Origin of the sequence: Methanoculleus oceani (assembly GCF_023702065.1) — an archaeon.
In the GTDB taxonomy this organism is placed as follows: Archaea; Halobacteriota; Methanomicrobia; order Methanomicrobiales; family Methanoculleaceae; genus Methanoculleus; species Methanoculleus oceani.
Genome location: NZ_QFDM01000002.1, coordinates 220,281 through 239,993, shown reverse-complemented (window position 1 = coordinate 239,993; position 19,713 = coordinate 220,281). Strand labels below are relative to the sequence as shown.

Here is a 19,713-nt window from a genome sequence, read left to right as displayed (position 1 = left end):
GTCCGGTGACCAATAGGTTAAGGCGAGCCGGGATAGTCTAGTCCGGGAAGGCGGTGGCCTTGAAAGCCACTGGTGCCTGGCACCTCGGGAGTTCAAATCTCCCTCCCGGCGCTCACAATTCATGCCTGATTCGCGGCGAAGAGCATGGCGGCCCGTACCGTGGCGATATCGCCGGGCGGTGTAAAAGGGGTTAGATGATCTTTGTACCCCAGAGCGTACTCTCGTAGCGTTGGGCCTTCTCGCTTCCCCGGATGCAGTAGAACTGGTATTTCAGGCCCATCTTTTCATGTACCGGGCAGGTGGGACAGAGGCAGGTCTTCTCTTCGGAGATGCACATGAAACTCTTCCCGGTATTGCAGAAGAGGCGTTCGTCTGCATTCTTCGCACAGGAGGTGTACGTCGGGCAGCCGGGGCAGGTGCATGCCGCACGGTTGCTCTCCGTCATCTTCATCTGCTCTTCGGGCGGCATCTCCCGCATCTTCTGCATCAGCATCTCGAACTTGTCCATAGGCTTTCCTCGCGTCCATAGTGAGGCAAAGATTACTTAACATTACCTGCTCTGTTCCAGAACAGGAGCAGGGCCTACCCGGTGCACCATTAAACCCCGGTGAACGATCAACTCCCTCGCAGAACCCCGCTCCCTCAAAACGTCCATTAAATATCGAGCCGGAATACACCGTGTCCAGAACACGTCACGGAGGAGAAGAAGATGGAGGAAGCACCCGAACTTCGGGACGGATCTGCTCAACCCCGATTTCGTCGCGTATGCGGAGGCCTGCGGGGCGGCGGGCATCCGGGTGGATACGCCGGAAGCACTCGGCCCGGCGGTCGGGGAGGTTATCCTGATGAACGTGCCGGTCGTCGTCCTCGCCAGCGCCGACTACCTGCTGGTCCGCAGGGGGAAAACGTAACCTGATGTGGCCGGCCAGCCTTTTTTGGAGCACTTCAGGAGGTGGTGTAACGATGGAAACCTCTTTCCCATCAGAATGATACGATACTCCCCGATTTCACCGGTTATTTCCCCATGCATTCCTCAAATTTCGTCTAATTTCCTTTTTACCCCTTTGAATGGATTAAAGAGAAATAGATTACTTAATAATGATTTGAAACGATAGTGATTTCAAGGCATTTTTTGGGGTCATTCAGGGTCTTCTGCCGACCAGTAACCAGGTACCGGGATATGCATGGATAACGGGGCAGGGTTCGGTCAGAAAGGGGCGTTGTCCGGATCAATGCGTACCGGGGAGGCTGGCAGTACAGATGTAAAAGCTTCAGGAGAGAACCTGGTTGTTCCCTCACTGTCCCTTCCCAGAGGAGGTGGTGCAATCCATGGGATGGGTGAAAAGTTTTCCACGAATCCCGTCACAGGAACCGGATCAATGAACGTTCCGATTTTTGCTACTCCGGGACGTTCGGGATTCGGCCCGCAACTTTCTCTTTCCTATGACTCGGGAGCAGGGAATGGTGTATTCGGATTCGGCTGGAGGCTCGCCCTTCCAGCCATAACACGGAAGACCGACAGGGGTATTCCCCGGTATTTTGACAGGGAAGAGTCGGATGTGTTTATCCTATCGGGAGGGGAAGACCTTGTGCCTGCGGGGGCTCTTCCGGGTCAGGGTAAGTATGCCGTCATGAAATATCGCCCCCGCACCGAAGGGCTATTCGCCCGTATCGAACGCTGGACCGACACAGAGACCGGGGACACGTTCTGGAGGACAATCTCGAAAGACAATATCACAACGATCTATGGAAGAACCTCCAACTCCCGGATTGCCGATCCCGATGACGGTTCCAGGATTTTCAGCTGGCTTATCTGCGAAAGTTACGATGATAAAGGAGATGCAATCACATATTCGTATAAAGAAGAGGACTCGGACAGGGTAGATGCTTCCCGGATTCATGAAAAAAACCGAACTGACGGACTTCGATCCACGAACAGATACCTGCAGTACATCCGGTATGGAAACAGAAGTCCTCATACTCGCGGTGAAGATCTCATCGCCCGCACCGACTGGATGTTCGAGCTGGTCTTTGATTACTGCAAACGCGATCTCCCTCTCGATACTCCCTTTCCGGTAACCATAGATGACGGTCAATGGGATGTGCGGGAAGACCCGTTCTCATCGTATCGCCCCGGTTTTGAGGTACGCACGTACCGGCTCTGCAGGCGGATCCTCATGTTTCATCACTTTCCCGACGAACTCGGGGTTCAGGACTGCCTCGTCCGTTCGATGGAATTTACGTACGATGAAGGCCCGGTTGCCTCGTTTATCACAGAGATCCACCAGTCCGGCTACGTTTTGAAAGAAGATCCGGTCACGAAGACGAGAACATACCTAAAAAAATCTCTCCCTCCTCTTGAGTTCGAGTACAGCAGAGCCGAGCTGCATGATGCCATCGGGATAATCGATCCGGAGAGCCTGAGGAACCTTCCGATCGGCCTGGATGGTTTGCAATACCAATGGGCGGACCTGGATGGCGAGGGAATCTCCGGCATTCTCTGCGGCCGGGGCGATGCGTGGTATTACAAATCGAACCTCGGTGGAGGCAGGTTTGGCGAGATGCAGGCGGTGGCCTCTATGCCTGCGACCGCAGACCTTGAGGGCGGACGGCAGCAGCTTATGGATCTTGCCGGTGACGGTCAGCTGGATCTCGTGGAGTTCAGCGGTTCGGTGAGCGGTTTTTACGAGCGGACGTTGGACGGGGACTGGCGTCCGTTCAGGTCCTTCGTCTCACTCCCGAATATCCCGTGGTATGACCCCAACCTGATGTACGCAGATCTCAATGGCGACGGGCATGCGGACATCCTGGTTGCAGATGGTGAGACCTTCACCTGGTATCCATCGCTTGCCGAATCCGGGTTCGGGCGATCGGAAAAGGTATACCTGCCCGGTGATGAAGACAGAGGTCCGCGGCTGATCTTTGCCGATGGAACGCAGTCGATCCATCTTGCCGATCTGAGCGGTGACGGGCTGAGCGACCTGGTCAGGATTCGAAACGGGGAGATCTGCTATTGGCCTAATCTCGGGTACGGGAAGTTCGGTGCAAAGGTGACGATGGATAACTCTCCGGTCTTCGATGCGCCCGACCTCTTCGACCAGAAGCGGATCCGCCTTGTCGACACAGACGGATCGGGGACAACCGATATTCTCTACATGCGGTACGACCGTGTCGATGTATACCTGAACCAGTCCGGCAACCGATGGAGCGAACCGCAACCGATCACGCAGCTTCCGCCAATCGATGACCTCTCGTCCGTGATGGCGGTCGACCTGTTCGGGAGCGGGACGGGGTGCCTTGTCTGGTCGTCGCCCCTGCCGGGCACGCCCTCCCGGCAGATGTCGTATATCCGGCTTATGGGGGAACAGAAACCGCATCTGCTCATCTCGATGAGGAACAACATGGGTGCCGAAACGGTCGTCACGTATGCATCCTCGACCGAATTTTATCTTGCAGATAAGGCTGCAGGGACACCGTGGGTTACCCGGCTCCCGTTCCCGGTCCATGTGGTTTCACGGGTGGAGATGCATGACCGGATAAGCCGCAACAGGTTCGTCACGCGATATACGTACCACCACGGATTCTTCGACGGGATCGAGCGGGAATTCCGGGGTTTCGGGATGGTGGAGCAGCGTGACACGGAGGAGTATGCAGCCTTGAGCAGAAGCGACATGTTCCCGGACGCCTCGAATGTCGATGCATCCTCCCATGTCCCGCCGGTCCTGACAAAAACGTGGTATCATACCGGAGCGTACCTGCAGGAAGATGCGATCGGGATCAATATGGCTCACGAATACTACGGGGCGCCTGATCCGGAAGACCAGGCAGCATTCGACTCCTATCTAAAGACACTCCTTCCGGACACCGTTTTGCCGGAGAACCTGACCGCCGACGAGGAGCGCGAGGCCTGCCGGGCACTGAGAGGCTCTGTGCTTCGGCGGGAGATATACGCAGAGGACGGTACTTCAAAGGAACATCTTCCATACAGTGTGTCCGAGAGGAATTACGCGGTCCGGTGTCTTCAGCGACGCGGCGACAACAGGCATGCGGTCTTCTTTGTTTATCCCCGCGAAACACTGGACTGCCGATACGAGCGGAATATTTCTGATCCGCGTATCAGCCACGCGATGACGTTCGAGGTCGATGACTATGGCAATGTGCTGAAGTCGGCCGCGATCGGGTACGGGCGCCTCAACGCGGATTCCGATCTTACAACTGACGATCAGAATAAGCAAAGCGTACATCTTGTTGCCTATACGGAGAACCGCTTCACAAATTCTATTGACGATCCCGTCCGGTATCCCGATGACTACCGAACTCCGCTTCCAGGCGAGATGCGAACATTCGAGTTGACCGGATTCCCGAAACCAGATATGCAAACGTGGTATCGGTTCGAGGATTTCATCGATGCCCCCGCCGGAGACCGGATGCGGTTACGCTCCGATACCTGCACGGAGTATGAGAAACAGGCCGTTTATCGCGAAGCACCGAACCCATCCGGAAAATGGGAGCGGCGACTGATCGAACATATCCGCACGATATATCGCAGAAATAATCTGGACGGGCTGCTGCCGCTTGGATCGGTCGAATCGCTCGCGCTTCCCGGAGAGGCCTGCAAACTGGCATTCAATCCCGGATTGCTCTCTGAGATCTATAAACGTGCCTCGGATCCGGCAGAGGACCTGCTGCCGGACCCTGCCGGGATGCTGGGGAGAGACGGAGGCTATATCAGAAGCCAGGACTATAAAATTCTCAACCTGTTTCCGGTTGAGGATCCTGACGACTGCTGGTGGATCCCATCCGGTAAAATCCATTATTGTCCGAATACAACGGATGATCCGGCAGAGGAGCTGGCTTTTGCCAAAAGTCATTTTTTCCTGCCGTTCCGGTTCCAGGATCAGTTCGGAAACAGCATGCTGGTTTCATACGACGATCACTCACTCCAGCTCAGGGAAACATGCGACTCTCTGAACAACAGAATAACCGCCAACCTCGATTACCGGGTCATGCAGCCGTCTCTTATCACCGACCCGAACGGCAACCGATCGGCAGTCGCATTCGATGCGCTCGGCATGGTCGTCGGGACTGCGGTGATGGGAAAAGCAGGGGAGCAAGCGGGTGACTCGCTTGATGATTTCGATCCGGACCCTGATTATGTGGCGGTACTGGAAAAGTACCTTGCGAACCCGAGAGGCGACTCACACTCACAGCCTCCTATCGATCAGCATGCTCTTCTGCAGGGTGCAACCGCCCGTCTGGTCTATGACTTCGCTTACTATCGATGCCTTCAGGACCCGTCTATTCCGGAACCCCGGCCGAATGTCGTCTACACGATGGCTCGCGAGACTCACTGCCGGGAAGAACACAAAACCGGGATAAAGACCCGGATCCAGCACAGTGTCTCTTATTCAGACGGTTTCGGGCGGGAGATCCAGAGGAAGGTTCAGGCCGAACCGGGCCCCGTACCGGAACGAGGTGTGGACGGCAGTATTCTGGTCGTTGACGGCAAGGTGAGGATGACCGGCCATGCTGTCTCTCCCCGCTGGGTCGGGAGCGGCTGGACGATCTTCAACAACAAGGGACAACCGGTCCGGCAGTACGAGCCGTTCTTCTCCGATACGCATGAATTCGAGTTCGAGGTGAAAGTCGGAGTAAGCCCGATCGTCTTCTACGACCCGGTCGGGCGGGTCGTTGCCACCCTGCACCCCGACCATACTTACGAGAAAGTTGTCTTTGATCCCTGGCGGCAGAGGGCATACGATGTCAATGATACGGTCGCCCTGGACCTGCGGGACGATCCTGATGTATCCGGATATGTGTCGGCATACTTCGAACAGATCGCACCGGATCGCGAAGATTGGATGCCATGGCTCCGGCAGCGCATCGATCCTTCCTCCCTTCCCACGGATTCCCCGGGCCTCGAACCCGAGAAGAAAGCTGCCGTACGCGCGTTGGCCCATGCCGATACCCCGACAACAGCCTACTTCGATACGCTCGGCCGGACATTCCTGACGGTTGCTCGTGCCGACGTGACTGGCGGCGCGATGATGACCCGTGTCGTTCTCGATATCGAAGGCAATCAGCGGGAGGTCAGGGATGCATACGACCGTTCGGTGATGAAGTGCGACTACGACATGCTCGGCAACCCGGTCAAGCAGCAGAGCATGGACGCCGGCACCCGGTGGATGCTGAACGATGTGGCCGGAAACCCGATCTATGGCTGGGACAGCCTCGGCCGCACTGTCCGTCACCAGTACGATGAACTCAGAAGGCAGACGCACCTCTGGGTGAGAGAGCAGCTGAGTGGGACGGAAAGAGAGTATCTCGCCGAACTTGCGATCTACGGCGAGATGCACCCGGACTCGAACCCTTCAGGAGCATCTGCGGGGCAACGGCACCTGAATCTCAGGGGAAGGATCTTGCTTATGCTCGACGGGGCCGGCATAGTCGTCAACTGTGCGAAGAACCCGCACCACGATTCGGATCCGTCGGTCGGCGGTTTTGAGTCGTACGACTTCAAGGGGAACCTGCTTCGCAGCACCCGGCAATTAGCATCGGACTGCACGCAGACTCCCGACTGGAAAGACTTCGAGGACAGGCTGAAATCAGCGATCGAACAACTTAATTCAGATTCCCCGGCGGAACTCCTTGAACGATCCGGACTTCTGCTGCCCGGACCCAGTTCTCCCCTGGAATCAGAAGAATTCTCCGGCAGTACCAGATACGATGCCCTCAATCGGCCGATACAGAGTATTGCCCCGCACAGCAGCAATGCCGGGACACAGCTGAACGTGGTCCAGCAGGTATACAATGACGCAAATCTGCTCGAGTGTGTTGATCTCTGGCTGGGGGAGGCCGCCGAGCCGGCCGGGCTGCTTGGGTCCGACACAGCCACCCGGCATATGGTGATAAACATCGATTATGATGCGAAGGGCCGGCGGAAGTTCGTCGAGTACGGCAACGGGGTGAAGACGTGCTACGGCTACGATCCGCTGACGTTCCGGCTCACCGATCTCCATACCACCAGGGAGTCCGGCAGTGTCCAGAACGTCCATTACGCCTACGATCCTGCAGGGAACATCGTCCACATCCGCGACGACGCCCAGCAGACGGTTTTCTTCAGCGGTTCCATCGTGCAGCCGGAATCCGATTATGTATACGATGCCGTCTATCGGCTAATCTCCGCAAGCGGGCGCGAGCACATCGGTTCGGCAGCTACGCCGTGGCCGACGTCGGATGATCGATATCGGATGAATCTCCCGCAACCCGGCAACAACTCGCAGATGCGGAACTATACCGAAGAATACTCATACGATCTGGCAGGGAACATTACCCGGATCCGTCATTCTGCAATGAACGGCAGAGGGACGAACCAGAACATATGGATCCGGAACTTCGACTATGCCGAACCAAGCCTCATCGATAACAGCCAGACGAACAACCGTCTCACCGCATCCTCGGTGGGGAGGAATCCCGCTACTGCCCCATCTGAATCGTTCCGGTACGATGCCCACGGCAACATGCTGAATATGCCTCACCTTCCCTGCGTGAAGTGGGATTTCAAGGATCAGCTCCGGTCGGCCGGCAGGAGCGACGATCCCGAAGATTGCACGGGATGCAGATCCGGGTGCATCGTCTACTTCACCTACGATGCAGGCGGCCAGCGGGTGCGCAAGGTCATGGAACAGGACGGGAAGAGATTCCATGAACGCATTTATATCGGCGGCTTCGAGATCTTCCGCAAATACAACGGCAATGCCGGCCCGAAGCTCGAACGCGAGTCGCTCCATGTGATGGACGACAGGCAGCGTATTGCAATTGTCGATACTAAAACGATCGATACGTCTACTCCCGGGCCTGGTTCCGAGACCCTGATCAGGTACCAGTTCGGCAACCACCTCGGTTCCGCAGTCCTCGAACTCGATGAAAATGCCGATATCATCTCGTACGAGGAGTACTATCCCTACGGCAGCACCTCGTACCAGTCGGTGCGCAACAGACGGCCGGGCAGCCCGGAAGTGAGCCCCAGGCGATACCGGTATACCGGCAAGGAGCGGGACGAGGAGACGGGGCTGTACTACCACGGAGCGAGGTATTACGCGCCGTGGCTGGGGAGGTGGGTGAGCTGCGATCCGGCGGGGATGGTGGATGGAATGAACCTCTATCAGTACGTGGGCGGCAATCCCCTTTCCTTAGTTGATAGTAACGGTATGGAAGGAAGGCAGCTGTGGCTTGCAGAGCAGGCGTGTTTTGAGATAGCGCCTGTAGCTACCCGGACCAGTCGAGGAATAACAAAATTACAGCATGAGGCGCTCAAGGCAATAGATTACTGCTGGGGCCCGGGTACAGGTATGGACTGGGGCCATCCTCCCGGGCAGACGCATGGTATCACAATGGCAGGACAAAGTCCTCCGTTGCGACCGCAACCAAGTTCTGAGAATCGCTCTTCGTATCAGGATAAGCTGACAAAGCAACAGGCAGCTGCACAGGGAAAACCAACGAGGGACGCCAAGGGTTATGATCCAGATGTCAAGCCGGGTACTCACTTTAAGCAACCTCCGCCTGAACCATTCGAGAAAAGAATGGCAGCTTATGCTAAAACCATCAAACCGGCCCCGAAGCCTGGTGTACCTCCCGCGGCAACTACGCCTCCTGCCTCTTCTACCCCACCACATACATCACCACCACCCGAACAACTATCGCTTCCGTTCGGCAAGGCGACATTGGCTGAGCCGTCGGCTCCAACGGCCACATCGCCATTATCAACGACTGGTTTACTCAAAGGAGCAGTGCCTGTTGTTAGCAGTGCTGCATCGGGTCTTGGAATGGTAGCCGGAGGTGCCGGTGATGTCTATGCGGCAACCTGTGCAGCAGAGCGGCAGGATGCGGCTGGAACAGCCTTCCACGCTGCGACAGCAAGTACGCAGTTGACCGGTGCAGCACTTTACGCCTCTGGATGGGCAGCGGGTTCAGCTTCAACAATGGCAATGGGCACTACTATTGCTGCAACAGGAGGCATGGCTTCGCTCGCCTTCGGGTCGGTAATGCTTGCAGTTGATGAAACCCAACGCGCGATGAGAGGCGAGAAGACCGCGGCTGCTGAAGCTGTAGATTTCTACGTTGATCTTGTCGAGAAAGGTGAAGAGCAAGGGGGAGTGAAGGGTTTCTTCATGAAGGCCGGTGGATATGTCGGAGGTTCGTTCGCAGCGCTAATCGCTGCGGGGCAGGGATATCAAGGCAGGTAATGAATTATGACCGAGTATAGCCTCTTGTACATGCCCTATCCGTCCATCAAATATGAGCCGGATCTGCCCTTGACGATTGCAGCAAGTTGTTGTTGCAAATGCTCCACATCGATTCGACAAAAGGCGGGTGAACGGGATCTCTTTTAAATTTTTGATTATACCGGAGTTTCGATGACGCCTGACGAGGGCAGAGGAGCAGGCCGGAACGGGATGACGGAAACAGAGTCGAGTGAACGAAGGTTCGAAGATGGCAGAGAAAAAACGTGTTGCTGACGATCTGAACAAGAATACGGCAGATAGTAAGAAAAAGAAGGAGACAATGCTGTCCCCGGCACAGACAAGCGGGAATCAACTGTCGTTCGGGACGAGGGGGGAGGAGGTCGCCGTTCTCCATCGATTGATTGCTGCACTCGGATTCGAGATCGACGAAAATGAGGTCGAAGAATCGCGGTTCGGGGCAGACACGCGGGAAGCAGTCCGGCGGTTCCAGATCCTGACGGGACAGGATCCGACCGGCGAAGTCGATCTGCCTATGGCGGCATTACTGGGTGGCGCCCTCGAGCGGCTTCAGGTAACCCCAATCACAGCCGATGCGCAGGAAAAAGTCCCACCAGATGCGTATTATATCGAAGGCACGGTGACAGATCCGGACGGAATGCCGCTTTGGGGGGCAACGGTTGTTGCAGAACACCGGAATCTGAGGGATGCATCCGAGATCGGGCGGGCCGTTACCGATAAAGATGGCTATTACCAGATTCGATCTGCAGCTCGAAGTGATAAGACGCAGACCCTTGTCGTGGACGAAAAAACCGGCTTGCCGAATCTTCAGGTACGGGTTCTTGCCAGGGGTGGAAAACCCCTTTACACATCGGATATTATCTATCATGCCGCAAAAGGAACCACGATTCCGATTGCGCTCGGTGGAGCGTCCCATCGTTCGCCGTCCGATTTCACCGGCATTCACATCGCTCTAAAGCCCCATCTCGGCACTCTCAAGCCGGAAGAATTTGTCGAGAACCAGAATTTCCGTGACATCTCATTCCTCGCCGGCAAGACCAACCTGGATAAAACGCGGATTGCGTTCTATTCGGTAGCGTCACGCCTCGCATGTTCCACCGGGCTTCCATCTGAGCTCTTTTACGGGCTCTTCTCTCAGAATATTCCGCCGAATGCTTCCGTCGTCGCTCTGGCCACCTCAAGCGGCGGTGTCGATTTCGACTTCAATGCACAGAAGCTCCTGGATGCTATCCTGTCCACCTCCGATACGGTTCTGGCTGAAGCAATTAACGCAGCTATCGCTAAAAATGTCATTCCTGCTGGTTTCCAATCGAAGGCAAAGAAGGCTCTGGAAGATCTCGCGCCCTTGAGAACCAATGCTGCGCTTTCCGCTTCTTTCAGCATGGGCAAGACACCGATCAGAGATGTACTCGATGCAGCGGGGATCCCGAAAGACAAACAGCAGAAATTCATCACGCTGTACACGGCGAAAACGGATCCGGCAAGCACCTTCTGGAAAAATCTCGGCAACAATCCCGACTTCACGCGAGACGACGTGGAAACGCTCAGTTTCTCCGTCGATGCAGGGAAATTCGTCAAAGGCCACATGCCTCTCGTGCAGAAGCTCATGGAGATGCGACAGAAAGGAACCATCAACGAATCCAGGGATCTTGCACGGCTCAGCGCGAAGGATTGGAAAGAATTGCTGAACGACACGTTTAAGGGTGAGCAAATAGGAATCCCGGCCAACTTCACTGCAGAAACCCCGGAGGAAGCCGTCGATACATTTGCGTACCTTCTCGAACGAAACGCCGAACGCGCCTTTCCTACGACAGCATTCTCGGCACGGCTTGCCGAAGATGAGGACAGCCCGATACGAGAAAAGAGTACTCTCACAGCATTTCTTGATACCAATCCGGATTTCAATCTGTTCACGACCAATGTCGACCGATACCTGAAGGAGAATCCACAAGCCGCAGGAAATGCCGACCTCGGGGCTTTGAGGGATGCCCTCCATCAAAGTAAGCGTCTCATAAAGCTGGCGTCGCGTTATGCAGCCGTAAAACCCTTATTGGCAGATGGGATCCGCTCGTCACAGCAGATCTATGCCATGGGGGAATCTCATTTCGTCAACAAATATGCGGGTGATCCGAATATCGGCGAAACCGAGGCTTCTACGATATATTTCAAAGCATCACACACATATGGCCAGGCCCTCATGCTCGCCACGGACCTGAGCTCGATTGCTCAACACCTAAACCCGGCAGCAATAGGGAATATCGATACCGCACAGTTGCAGGAAGAGGTTAAGGATTTTCCCAATCTTGAGACATTATTTGGTTCGTTCGACTTCTGCGCCGGTGATCCGGGCAGAACAGTACTGAGTCCGGCGGCTTATCTTGTAGACATGCTGTACTTCCTTTCAAAGAGAAGAGCAAATGCGGGAGATGTGAACTCTGTGTACGTCAAGGACGTCCTTCTGAAAAGGCGCCCCGATATCGCCCGGATCAAGCTGAATACACAGAACACTTCCACGGTCCTGCCCTATATCGATCTGGTCAATGAATTGCTTGAAGAAGCCATCGCTCCACCTTCTGGTTACCCGAATTACCCCGCTAATACGGATGCACCTACCGCTCTCCAGCGGCAGACAACCCTGAACACCGAAGAGCTGAACGCCAATCCCCAGTATGTCAATAGATATGCGTATGAGATACTTGCAGACGCAGGAACCTATTTTCCCTGGTGTCTTCCCTTTAATCTGCCATTGCATGAAGCGCGTACGTATCTGAGCCAGCTTGGTATAGACCGGGTGCAGCTGATGCACTTATTCCAGAAGCCGCCCGCTATCCCGTCCCGGCAGGTGATCGAGATCGCTGTCGAAGGTCTGGGGCTTTCCAGGGCAGAAGCAGATATTATCACCGGTATTGGGCCGGGAAATGATAGTCTGTGGACATACTGGGGATTAAACCCATCATTCAACCGAATCCAAAACCCTGCCGACCATAAAATCTGGGTTACAGGTTCATGGATTGACATCCTTGCAAACGTGAGGATTTTGCTCTCCCGGTCCGGACTGACATACCAGACGCTCGCACAACTGTTAGACACGGTTTTTGTAAATCCTGCCAAGGCCATCCAGCTCTGGAACGAAGTCCCGGACTCCTGCAGTCTCGACACCATGAACATAGCAGGTTTTACCGACGATCCCGATGCACTCGACCGGCTGCACCGTTTTGTGAGGCTCATGCGGCGACTTGATTGGGATGCCTACACCCTGGATTCTGCCCTCTCCCTTCTCCACGCCGGCACTATGAACGGTGCCGATGCAACGACATTCCTCCGCCAGGTGTATGCGGTCAGGACTGCAATGAAGCGTTTCAGGATACCTGCAAACGTGGCGGTCGCGTTGTTCGGGAATATCGAAACGAGGGATGTCTCCAATTTCCCGAATGCGGGGGACCGGCGGTACTCCCTCTACCACGACCTGTTCCAGAATGCAGCCGTACTCAATCCGGTCGACCCGATCTTCGCACTCGATGATGCAGGCACGGAGGTCCGGGCAGCTTCTGACAATCCCCCTCCCGGGCTCATCGATCACAAAGCGACTCTACAGGGTGCCTTTGAGATCTCCGATGCCGATCTCACTCTCGCAATAAGTTCCTTCACTGACGGCATACTGACGCTGCAGAACCTCTCGGCGCTCTATCGTCATGTCGTGCTTTCGAGGGGTCTTGGGATCTCGATGAGAGAACTGGTATCCTTAAAGGCGCTGTTCGAGACAGAACGGATATCCGATCAGTCGTACGATCCGTTTGATCCATCGCGTCCGGAACTCCTTGCAGAGTTCTGCGATGCCGTCGACAGGATACGCAGCACCCCGTTCACCATCTCCGCACTCGATTATCTCTTGCGACATAGATTTGACAGCGCCACGGGTACTGCACCGGACAATGTGGTCGTCGGAACACTCATGAAATCGATCCTGGACGGCCTGAAGAAGATTGCAGAAGAAAATACATTCAGTTCCGATCCTACGGGTGCAGAGACCCGGAGACGGCTCTCATCGGTGCTCGATCCCGTAACTCTCGATTCGATCATGGGGATTTTGAGCGGGGAATCCTCATTGAGCAATACAGAGCAGATAAAATGCATCACCAGGTTATCCGGGCTGCTGAGCCCGTGCATGGTTGAGTCGACTGCGAAACGCAAACTCGTAGGAAAAAAATCTCTGCCCCCAAAACAGGCGCGTTATGAATTTGTCTTAAATTGCGTGCTTGCTTATCTCAGACAGACTCAGGGGGCGGGGTTCGTCGTACAGCAGCTCGGAAATGCGCTTGCACTCCCGGTCTCAACCGTGAAAATCCTCGCAGCAGAAGGGTTTGCATCGCAGATTGATCCCGAAAAGACGTTGCTGGAAGATTTCCTGACGCTTCTTTATATCGAACGGGATCCGTCCATGAACAATAATCCGGTAACCCTCAGTCCCGAAGAATCGGGGACGGATCTAATCAGTAAAAAGCCGGTATCCTTCAGCACGTTCTTCACCCACTATACAGCGCTTGATAAGGCGGCACGGATCATCAACGGTTTCGATTTCAAAAGCGATGAGACGGAATGGATACTGAGCAGAGGAGCGGAGCAGGGTTGGCTTGACCCGACAACGTTACCGCTGACCCCGCAGGAAACCGCGGGCGGACTGTTCGTACGATGGAGTCGCCTCGCTGACGCGGCCGTGATCAAGAAGTCCCTGCCTTCGGTCGGAACGCCGTTTACCTCGTTGATGGACCTTGCAGGCAACGATACGGAGAAAGCAGCGTACATGTCGGTCCTTGCAGACCGTACCCAATGGCCATTGGACAGCCTCAAAGTGCTCTGCGACGATCCCCTCAAATCCTCGTATGACACCTCCGACACCGGCTTACTCTCGCTGAAATATCCCGACGATTACCAATCGGAACGAGCTCTTGCAAGGCTGATACCCGCCTTTACCATGCTCCGCCGGTCGGGGATCTCCGCCGATGTCGGCGGCTGGATCGGGCCGACAATCACCCTGGATCAGGCGAATTCGATCAAAAAGAGCGTCAAAGCGAAATATTCCACCCGACAATGGCTGCAGATCGCAAAACAGCTGCGCGATCCCTTGCGCGAGCAGCAGCGTGACGCCCTCGTAGCGTATCTCCTCGTCCATCCTCCGGAAGGGGCAATGCCATGGAGAGATGCCGGCGATGTCTACTCGCATTTCTTGATCGACGTTGAGATGAGCGCCTGCCAGGGGACATCGCGCATTGTCCAGGCCAATGCGGCCATCCAGCTCTTTGTTCTTCGATGCATTCTCAACCTTGAGCCAGGGGTCAGCGTCAATGCAAACGCCGATAACGACTGGCTGCAGTGGCAGTGGATGAACCGGTACCGGCTCTGGGAGGCAAACCGGAAGGTCTTCCTCTTCCCGGAGAACTGGATCGAACCAGAGCTGCGGCGAGATAAGTCGCCGTTCATGGAAGACCTGGAAAACGATCTTCTTCAGAACGAAGTAACCGCCGACACTGCTCAAAACGCATTGCTCGGCTACCTCGAGAAGCTCGACGGTGTGGCACGGCTCCAGGTAGTCGGAATGTACGACGACTCGGAAGTGACCCCGCTTCCCGCGGTTGTCGACGTGATCGTACATCCGTCGGCAGCGACGATCCTGATAGGAGAAACCCGACAATTTACGGCAACTGTCTTCAATGCAGCCGATAAAGGCGTCACCTGGACCGCAAGCGGTGGAACGGTTGATGCGAACGGCTTGTTTGTGCCGTCGGGCAATACAGGCGGCACTTATAGAGTAACGGCGACGAGCAAAGAGGACAAAACCAAGTCCTCAACAGCAATAGTGAACGTTCTTCCTGTATCCGTACTGATCGACCCCGCCCGGGCTACGTGCATCGTGGGCGACCGGCTGCAATTTTCTGCAGCAGTCAGCGGCGCCGTGGATAAGCGTGTGACCTGGACCGCGAGCGGAGGAACGATTAACCAGAACGGGCTGTTTACTGCGGAGCGAGCGGGCAACTTTTTGGTGACGGCGACCAGCGCGGCAGATCAAGGCAAATACGCACAGGCGACGGGAACCGTCTTTGGCTGCAGGACTCCGTATTCCTTTTCGGCCAAGGTTGAACCAGTGAGTTCCATCTGGTTGATTACTATGTACTGGGGAGATGAAAATCCGGACACGATGCTGTATGAGGTTGAGCGCAGGGTATTTTACTACAATGGGGCCGAATCCGGCTGGGGATTATTAAGGGCAATTCCTCCGCATCTGCCCGTCAGTGGGGGCACCAATATCCAGGATTTCTGGCCGCGAAATATACCCGCCAAAATCCAGTACAGGGTCCGCGCATACAATCACAGCGGCTTCAGCGACTACGGGGGATATTTGTGGGTTTACCTTTAGGTTTGGATGTATGGAGTCTACACGGTGAGGTGAAACATGGGAAATGATGGAACGATACCGGGCCTGGATGGAACCGGTTCAGTATTGCACGTTGTTGCACGAAAGCAGGGCAATCCCCCGGCATATTATTATCGCCGGTGGATCGGCCGTTCCCGCTGGACGGCCTGGACGAAGATCGATCTCGATATCGTCAGCGACCACATCCTGCCGATCGTCTGGAACCGCAGGTTCTACATATTCTGGGCAATCATAAATCGAAAACCGGACAAGAAACAGGCAAAACCTCCTTTAGCAGCTACGGGTGCCGTACCGGAGCCTGCGAGATCACATCTTGAGGTTCAGCTGGCCTGGAGCGAGTTCAAAGGCAAGAGATGGCTCGCAAAACAGATCGCCCCGCAGACGATCGTTATCAGAGACGATATCGAGCCGCATCAGGTAACGCTGAAATCGACAATCAGCGATCCCCTGCTTCACATCGCTCTTTTTGTCGACGGTTCTCATTACGCAGAATTCGTGCTCGGGGGAGTCGGGAATGCGGTGGAAGCCTTTGTTCTGGACAAAGCGAATCTCGATCCGACCGAGGTCGGATCTGAAACCCGTAACATAGGTTTGCTTACCGGCATACGATTGCCCAATCTTCTCTTACCCGGTTCAAGCAATTACGAAGGGATGGCTATATTTCCGAAGCAATCCGATGTAAAAGACGACTTACCTGCCCGCCAGCGCGTTTACAATTGTGATGTTCTTGGAAAATACGGGAACGCGCCGCTCTTACAAAAAGCTGATTTCCATCACCTGCTGGTCCCGCACCAGACCCGCAATTTCGATTCCACTCTGCCATTCTTCTATGAAGACGGCCTCCGATCGTACTTCGTCATTCCGAATTCCAGTGCAAGTACCTATACGTTCGTACCGTTCTATCACGCATTCGTCCCGCTCTTCATCCGGGAACTAAACCGGGGCGGTATCGACTCTCTGTACTCTCGCGAACTCCAGGTCAACCCCACACAGTTCTTCAAAGACAAACCGGCGTTTGACAGTGCGGCGTTTTCAGAGTACTACTCACCACAGAGCAATGTTACAACCACGTATACGGCCGAAGGAGTCGATTTCGGACAGCAAGCAGGTTATTCGATTTATAACTGGGAACTCTTCTTCCATGCTCCGTTTCATATCGGTGAATCCTTGAGCCGCAACCAGCGTTTTGAGGATGCAAAACACTGGTATGAGTACATCTTCAATCCAACGAGCAGTACGAAGGAGGAGGTGCCGAAGCGGTACTGGATCACGAAAGAATTCTACAACATGATGGATTATCAGGCAGGCGTCATTCAAAATCTGATGAAGAAAGACAATTACCGACTACAATTCGACCAACAGATAAAAGAATGGCGAGAGAATCCGTTCGACCCCCATGTCATCGCCGGGCTGCGTCGGGTGGCATATCAGCGGACAATCGTCATGAAGTATATCGACAACCTGATCGCCTGGGGAGACCAGCTCTTCAACCAGGACACGATGGAGTCGATCAATGAAGCGATTCAGATGTACGTCCTCGCGGCGGAGCTCCTCGGGCCACAACCTGAAAAGGTGAAGCCACTGGTTGCAGCATCCGACATGACGTACGAGGACCTCGAGAGAGCAGGGCTTGATGCATTTGCCAACGCAAAAGTCCTCGCAGCTGAAAATCTTCTCGGTCCGGTGCAATACGGTGATTCGATCGAGTATGACACTCCCGAAGTCTACATGCCGGACTCGGCGCAGAGCAGCACCGGCGATCCGGGCACCCCGAAATTCCCGCTGTTTCCTACCCTTTATTTTACCGTGCCGCCCAACGAACAGCTGCTGCGACACTGGGACACCGTCGCCGATCGCCTCTTCAAGATACGCCATTGCATGAACATCGGCGGAGTCAAACGCGAGCTGGCACTGTTTGCTCCGCCGATCGATCCCGGCCTGCTGGTCAGGGCAGCGGCTGCAGGACTCGACCTCGGGAGTATCATCAGCGATAACATGGCTGCACTCCCGCCGTACCGATTCCGGGTGATTGTGCACGAAGCGATTGAACTCTGCGAAATAGTACGCAGTTTTGGAAATGAACTTCTCAGCGTGCTGGAGAAAAAGGATGCCGAGGCGCTGGCTTTGCTCCGATCCGGATATGAACGCAAAGTGCAGGATCAGATCGGCGGCGTGCTGACGATGAAGGTCGAGGAAACCGGCCAGCAGCTTGATGTACTGGAAAAACAACGCCTCAGTATCGAGGATCGTAAATCGTTCTACAACCAGCGCAAGAACGATCTTGCCAATACCTGGGAGGCAGCAGCGCTCGTGCTGCAGGGAGCCAGCCTATCCTGCGATGCTGTGGCAATGAGTCTCGAAGTCGGCGCTATCGTCGGGGCGTTTATTCCCAACTTCCAGTTCGGGGGATCGGGAGCCGGTGGTTCGCCGCACGCCACAATGGTGTTCGGAGGCAGTAATATCGCATCAGCATCATCGGCCTCTTCGAGCGCAACTCGAATCGCCTCGGCAATTTTACAGAATATGGCAGGCACGAGCCAGACGCTGGGCTCGTATCATCGGCGCAAGGAAGACTGGGGGCTGCAGTACAGCCTCGCAACCGATGAACTGGGGGTAAATGATTCGCAATCGTTGGTTGCAGCCATCGCTCACGATATCGCACAGAAAGAACTTGACAATCACGCGACCAGCGTGGAGCTGGCCACTAAAGTCGATGAATTCCTGCATGCAAAATACTCGAATAAGGACCTCTACGAATGGATGATTTCACAGACCAGCGCCACGTACTTCCAGACGTACCAGATGGCATACAGCCTTGCCAAACAGGCGGAGAAATGCTACCGGCAAGAACTCGGTCTGAGCGATTCCTCCTTCATCCAGTTCGGGTACTGGGACAGCCTGAAGAAGGGTTTGCTATCCGGCGATAAGCTGCTCTACGATCTGCAGCGCATGAAATCTGCGTATCATGCACATAACGCACGTGAGCTTGAGCTGACCAAACATATCTCCCTGCTATCGTTCGATCCGTACGCCCTCGTCGAGCTGCGCACCAGGGGAGAATGTGTTGTCAGTCTACCGGAACTCCTCTTCGACCTGGATAATCCGGGTCACTTTATGCGGAGAATCAAGAGCGTCGGGATCACCGTCCCTTGCGTGACTGGACCATATACCGGCGTTTCCATGACACTGACACTGCTCGATAACCACGTCAGGACAGGGCAGGAGATCTCACCCCAGTATGTCCGAAGTCCTGGAGAAGATCTGAGATTTTTCGATGATCAAGGAGGGATCAGTGCTATCGTCACCAGCAATGCGCAGAACGACAGGGGTATGTTCGAGTTGAGACTTGACGATGAGCGCTATCTGCCGTTCGAGTACGGTGGTGCGGTCAGCTCCTGGAAGATCCGGCTGAATCCTGTATATCCTCAGTTTGATTACAGTACAATCAGCGATGTTGTCATACACATGCAATACACGGCCAGAGATGGCGGGGATATTCTCAGAAACGCGGCTTCGCAGTCAGTCAAAGATAACCTCGAGGAGATTGCACTTGCAGAGAGCCGTACAGGCTTATATCTCATGATCAGCGCCCGACATGAATTTGGTTCCAGCTGGCAGAAGTTCCTCAATCCATTGTCGGGGGATCAGATGCTCGCATTCGATATCGTCCCCGATCGGTTCCCGTATTTCACCCACGGCTTGAACATCAAGATTACGGGAATCGATTATATAGCCAAACTTTCCGATGCCGGGGATTATATCCTTGAGATTACGCCTCCCGGGGGAAGTGCCCGGCAAATAACCATGACTGTGGATCAACATCCAGGATCATGTCATGTTGCACACATCGACGTTTCCCCGAATATCGACCTCGGGAGTACCCTGTCGCTCAAACAGAACCCGTTCTGGGTACACAGGCTTCAAAAAGCCGGTGCTGCAGATTTCCGTTCGCTTTCGGTGTCTGATATCGACGATCTCATATGTGTCGTCCAGTACAGGGTTGAGGAATGAAAGGCAATC

The 19,713-nt window shown here is 54.9% G+C and carries 5 protein-coding genes and 1 tRNA gene; 5 read left to right on the top strand and 1 reads right to left on the bottom strand.

Going from position 1 to position 19,713, the window contains the following annotated elements:
- The first annotated feature begins 26 nt into the window (after nt 1-26).
- Nucleotides 27-111, top strand: a tRNA-Ser gene (locus DIC75_RS06205).
- Nucleotides 112-190: 79 nt separating this feature from the next.
- Here DIC75_RS06205 and DIC75_RS06200 read toward each other — a convergent pair.
- A complete protein-coding gene (locus DIC75_RS06200; RefSeq protein WP_250987165.1) occupies nt 191-508 on the bottom strand; it encodes a DUF2769 domain-containing protein in 318 nt (105 codons plus the stop codon).
- Between the two features lie 106 nt (nt 509-614).
- Between DIC75_RS06200 and DIC75_RS06195 the strand changes: the two genes are divergently transcribed.
- From DIC75_RS06195 to DIC75_RS06180, 4 genes are all read left to right on the top strand, one after another.
- A complete protein-coding gene (locus DIC75_RS06195; protein WP_352151719.1) occupies nt 615-911 on the top strand; it encodes a thiamine pyrophosphate-dependent enzyme in 297 nt (98 codons plus the stop codon).
- Between the two features lie 273 nt (nt 912-1,184).
- Nucleotides 1,185-9,245, top strand: coding sequence for a SpvB/TcaC N-terminal domain-containing protein (locus DIC75_RS06190; RefSeq protein ID WP_250987164.1), 8,061 nt, complete (start codon nt 1,185-1,187; stop codon nt 9,243-9,245).
- 247 nt (nt 9,246-9,492) lie between these two features.
- A complete protein-coding gene (locus tag DIC75_RS06185) occupies nt 9,493-15,675 on the top strand; it encodes a neuraminidase-like domain-containing protein (RefSeq protein WP_250987163.1) in 6,183 nt (2,060 codons plus the stop codon).
- A 36-nt stretch (nt 15,676-15,711) separates the two neighbouring features.
- Nucleotides 15,712-19,704 (top strand): Tc toxin subunit A-related protein, encoded by a 3,993-nt coding sequence (locus DIC75_RS06180; RefSeq protein WP_250987162.1) that lies wholly within the window; start codon nt 15,712-15,714, stop codon nt 19,702-19,704.
- Nucleotides 19,705-19,713: the final 9 nt, after the last annotated feature.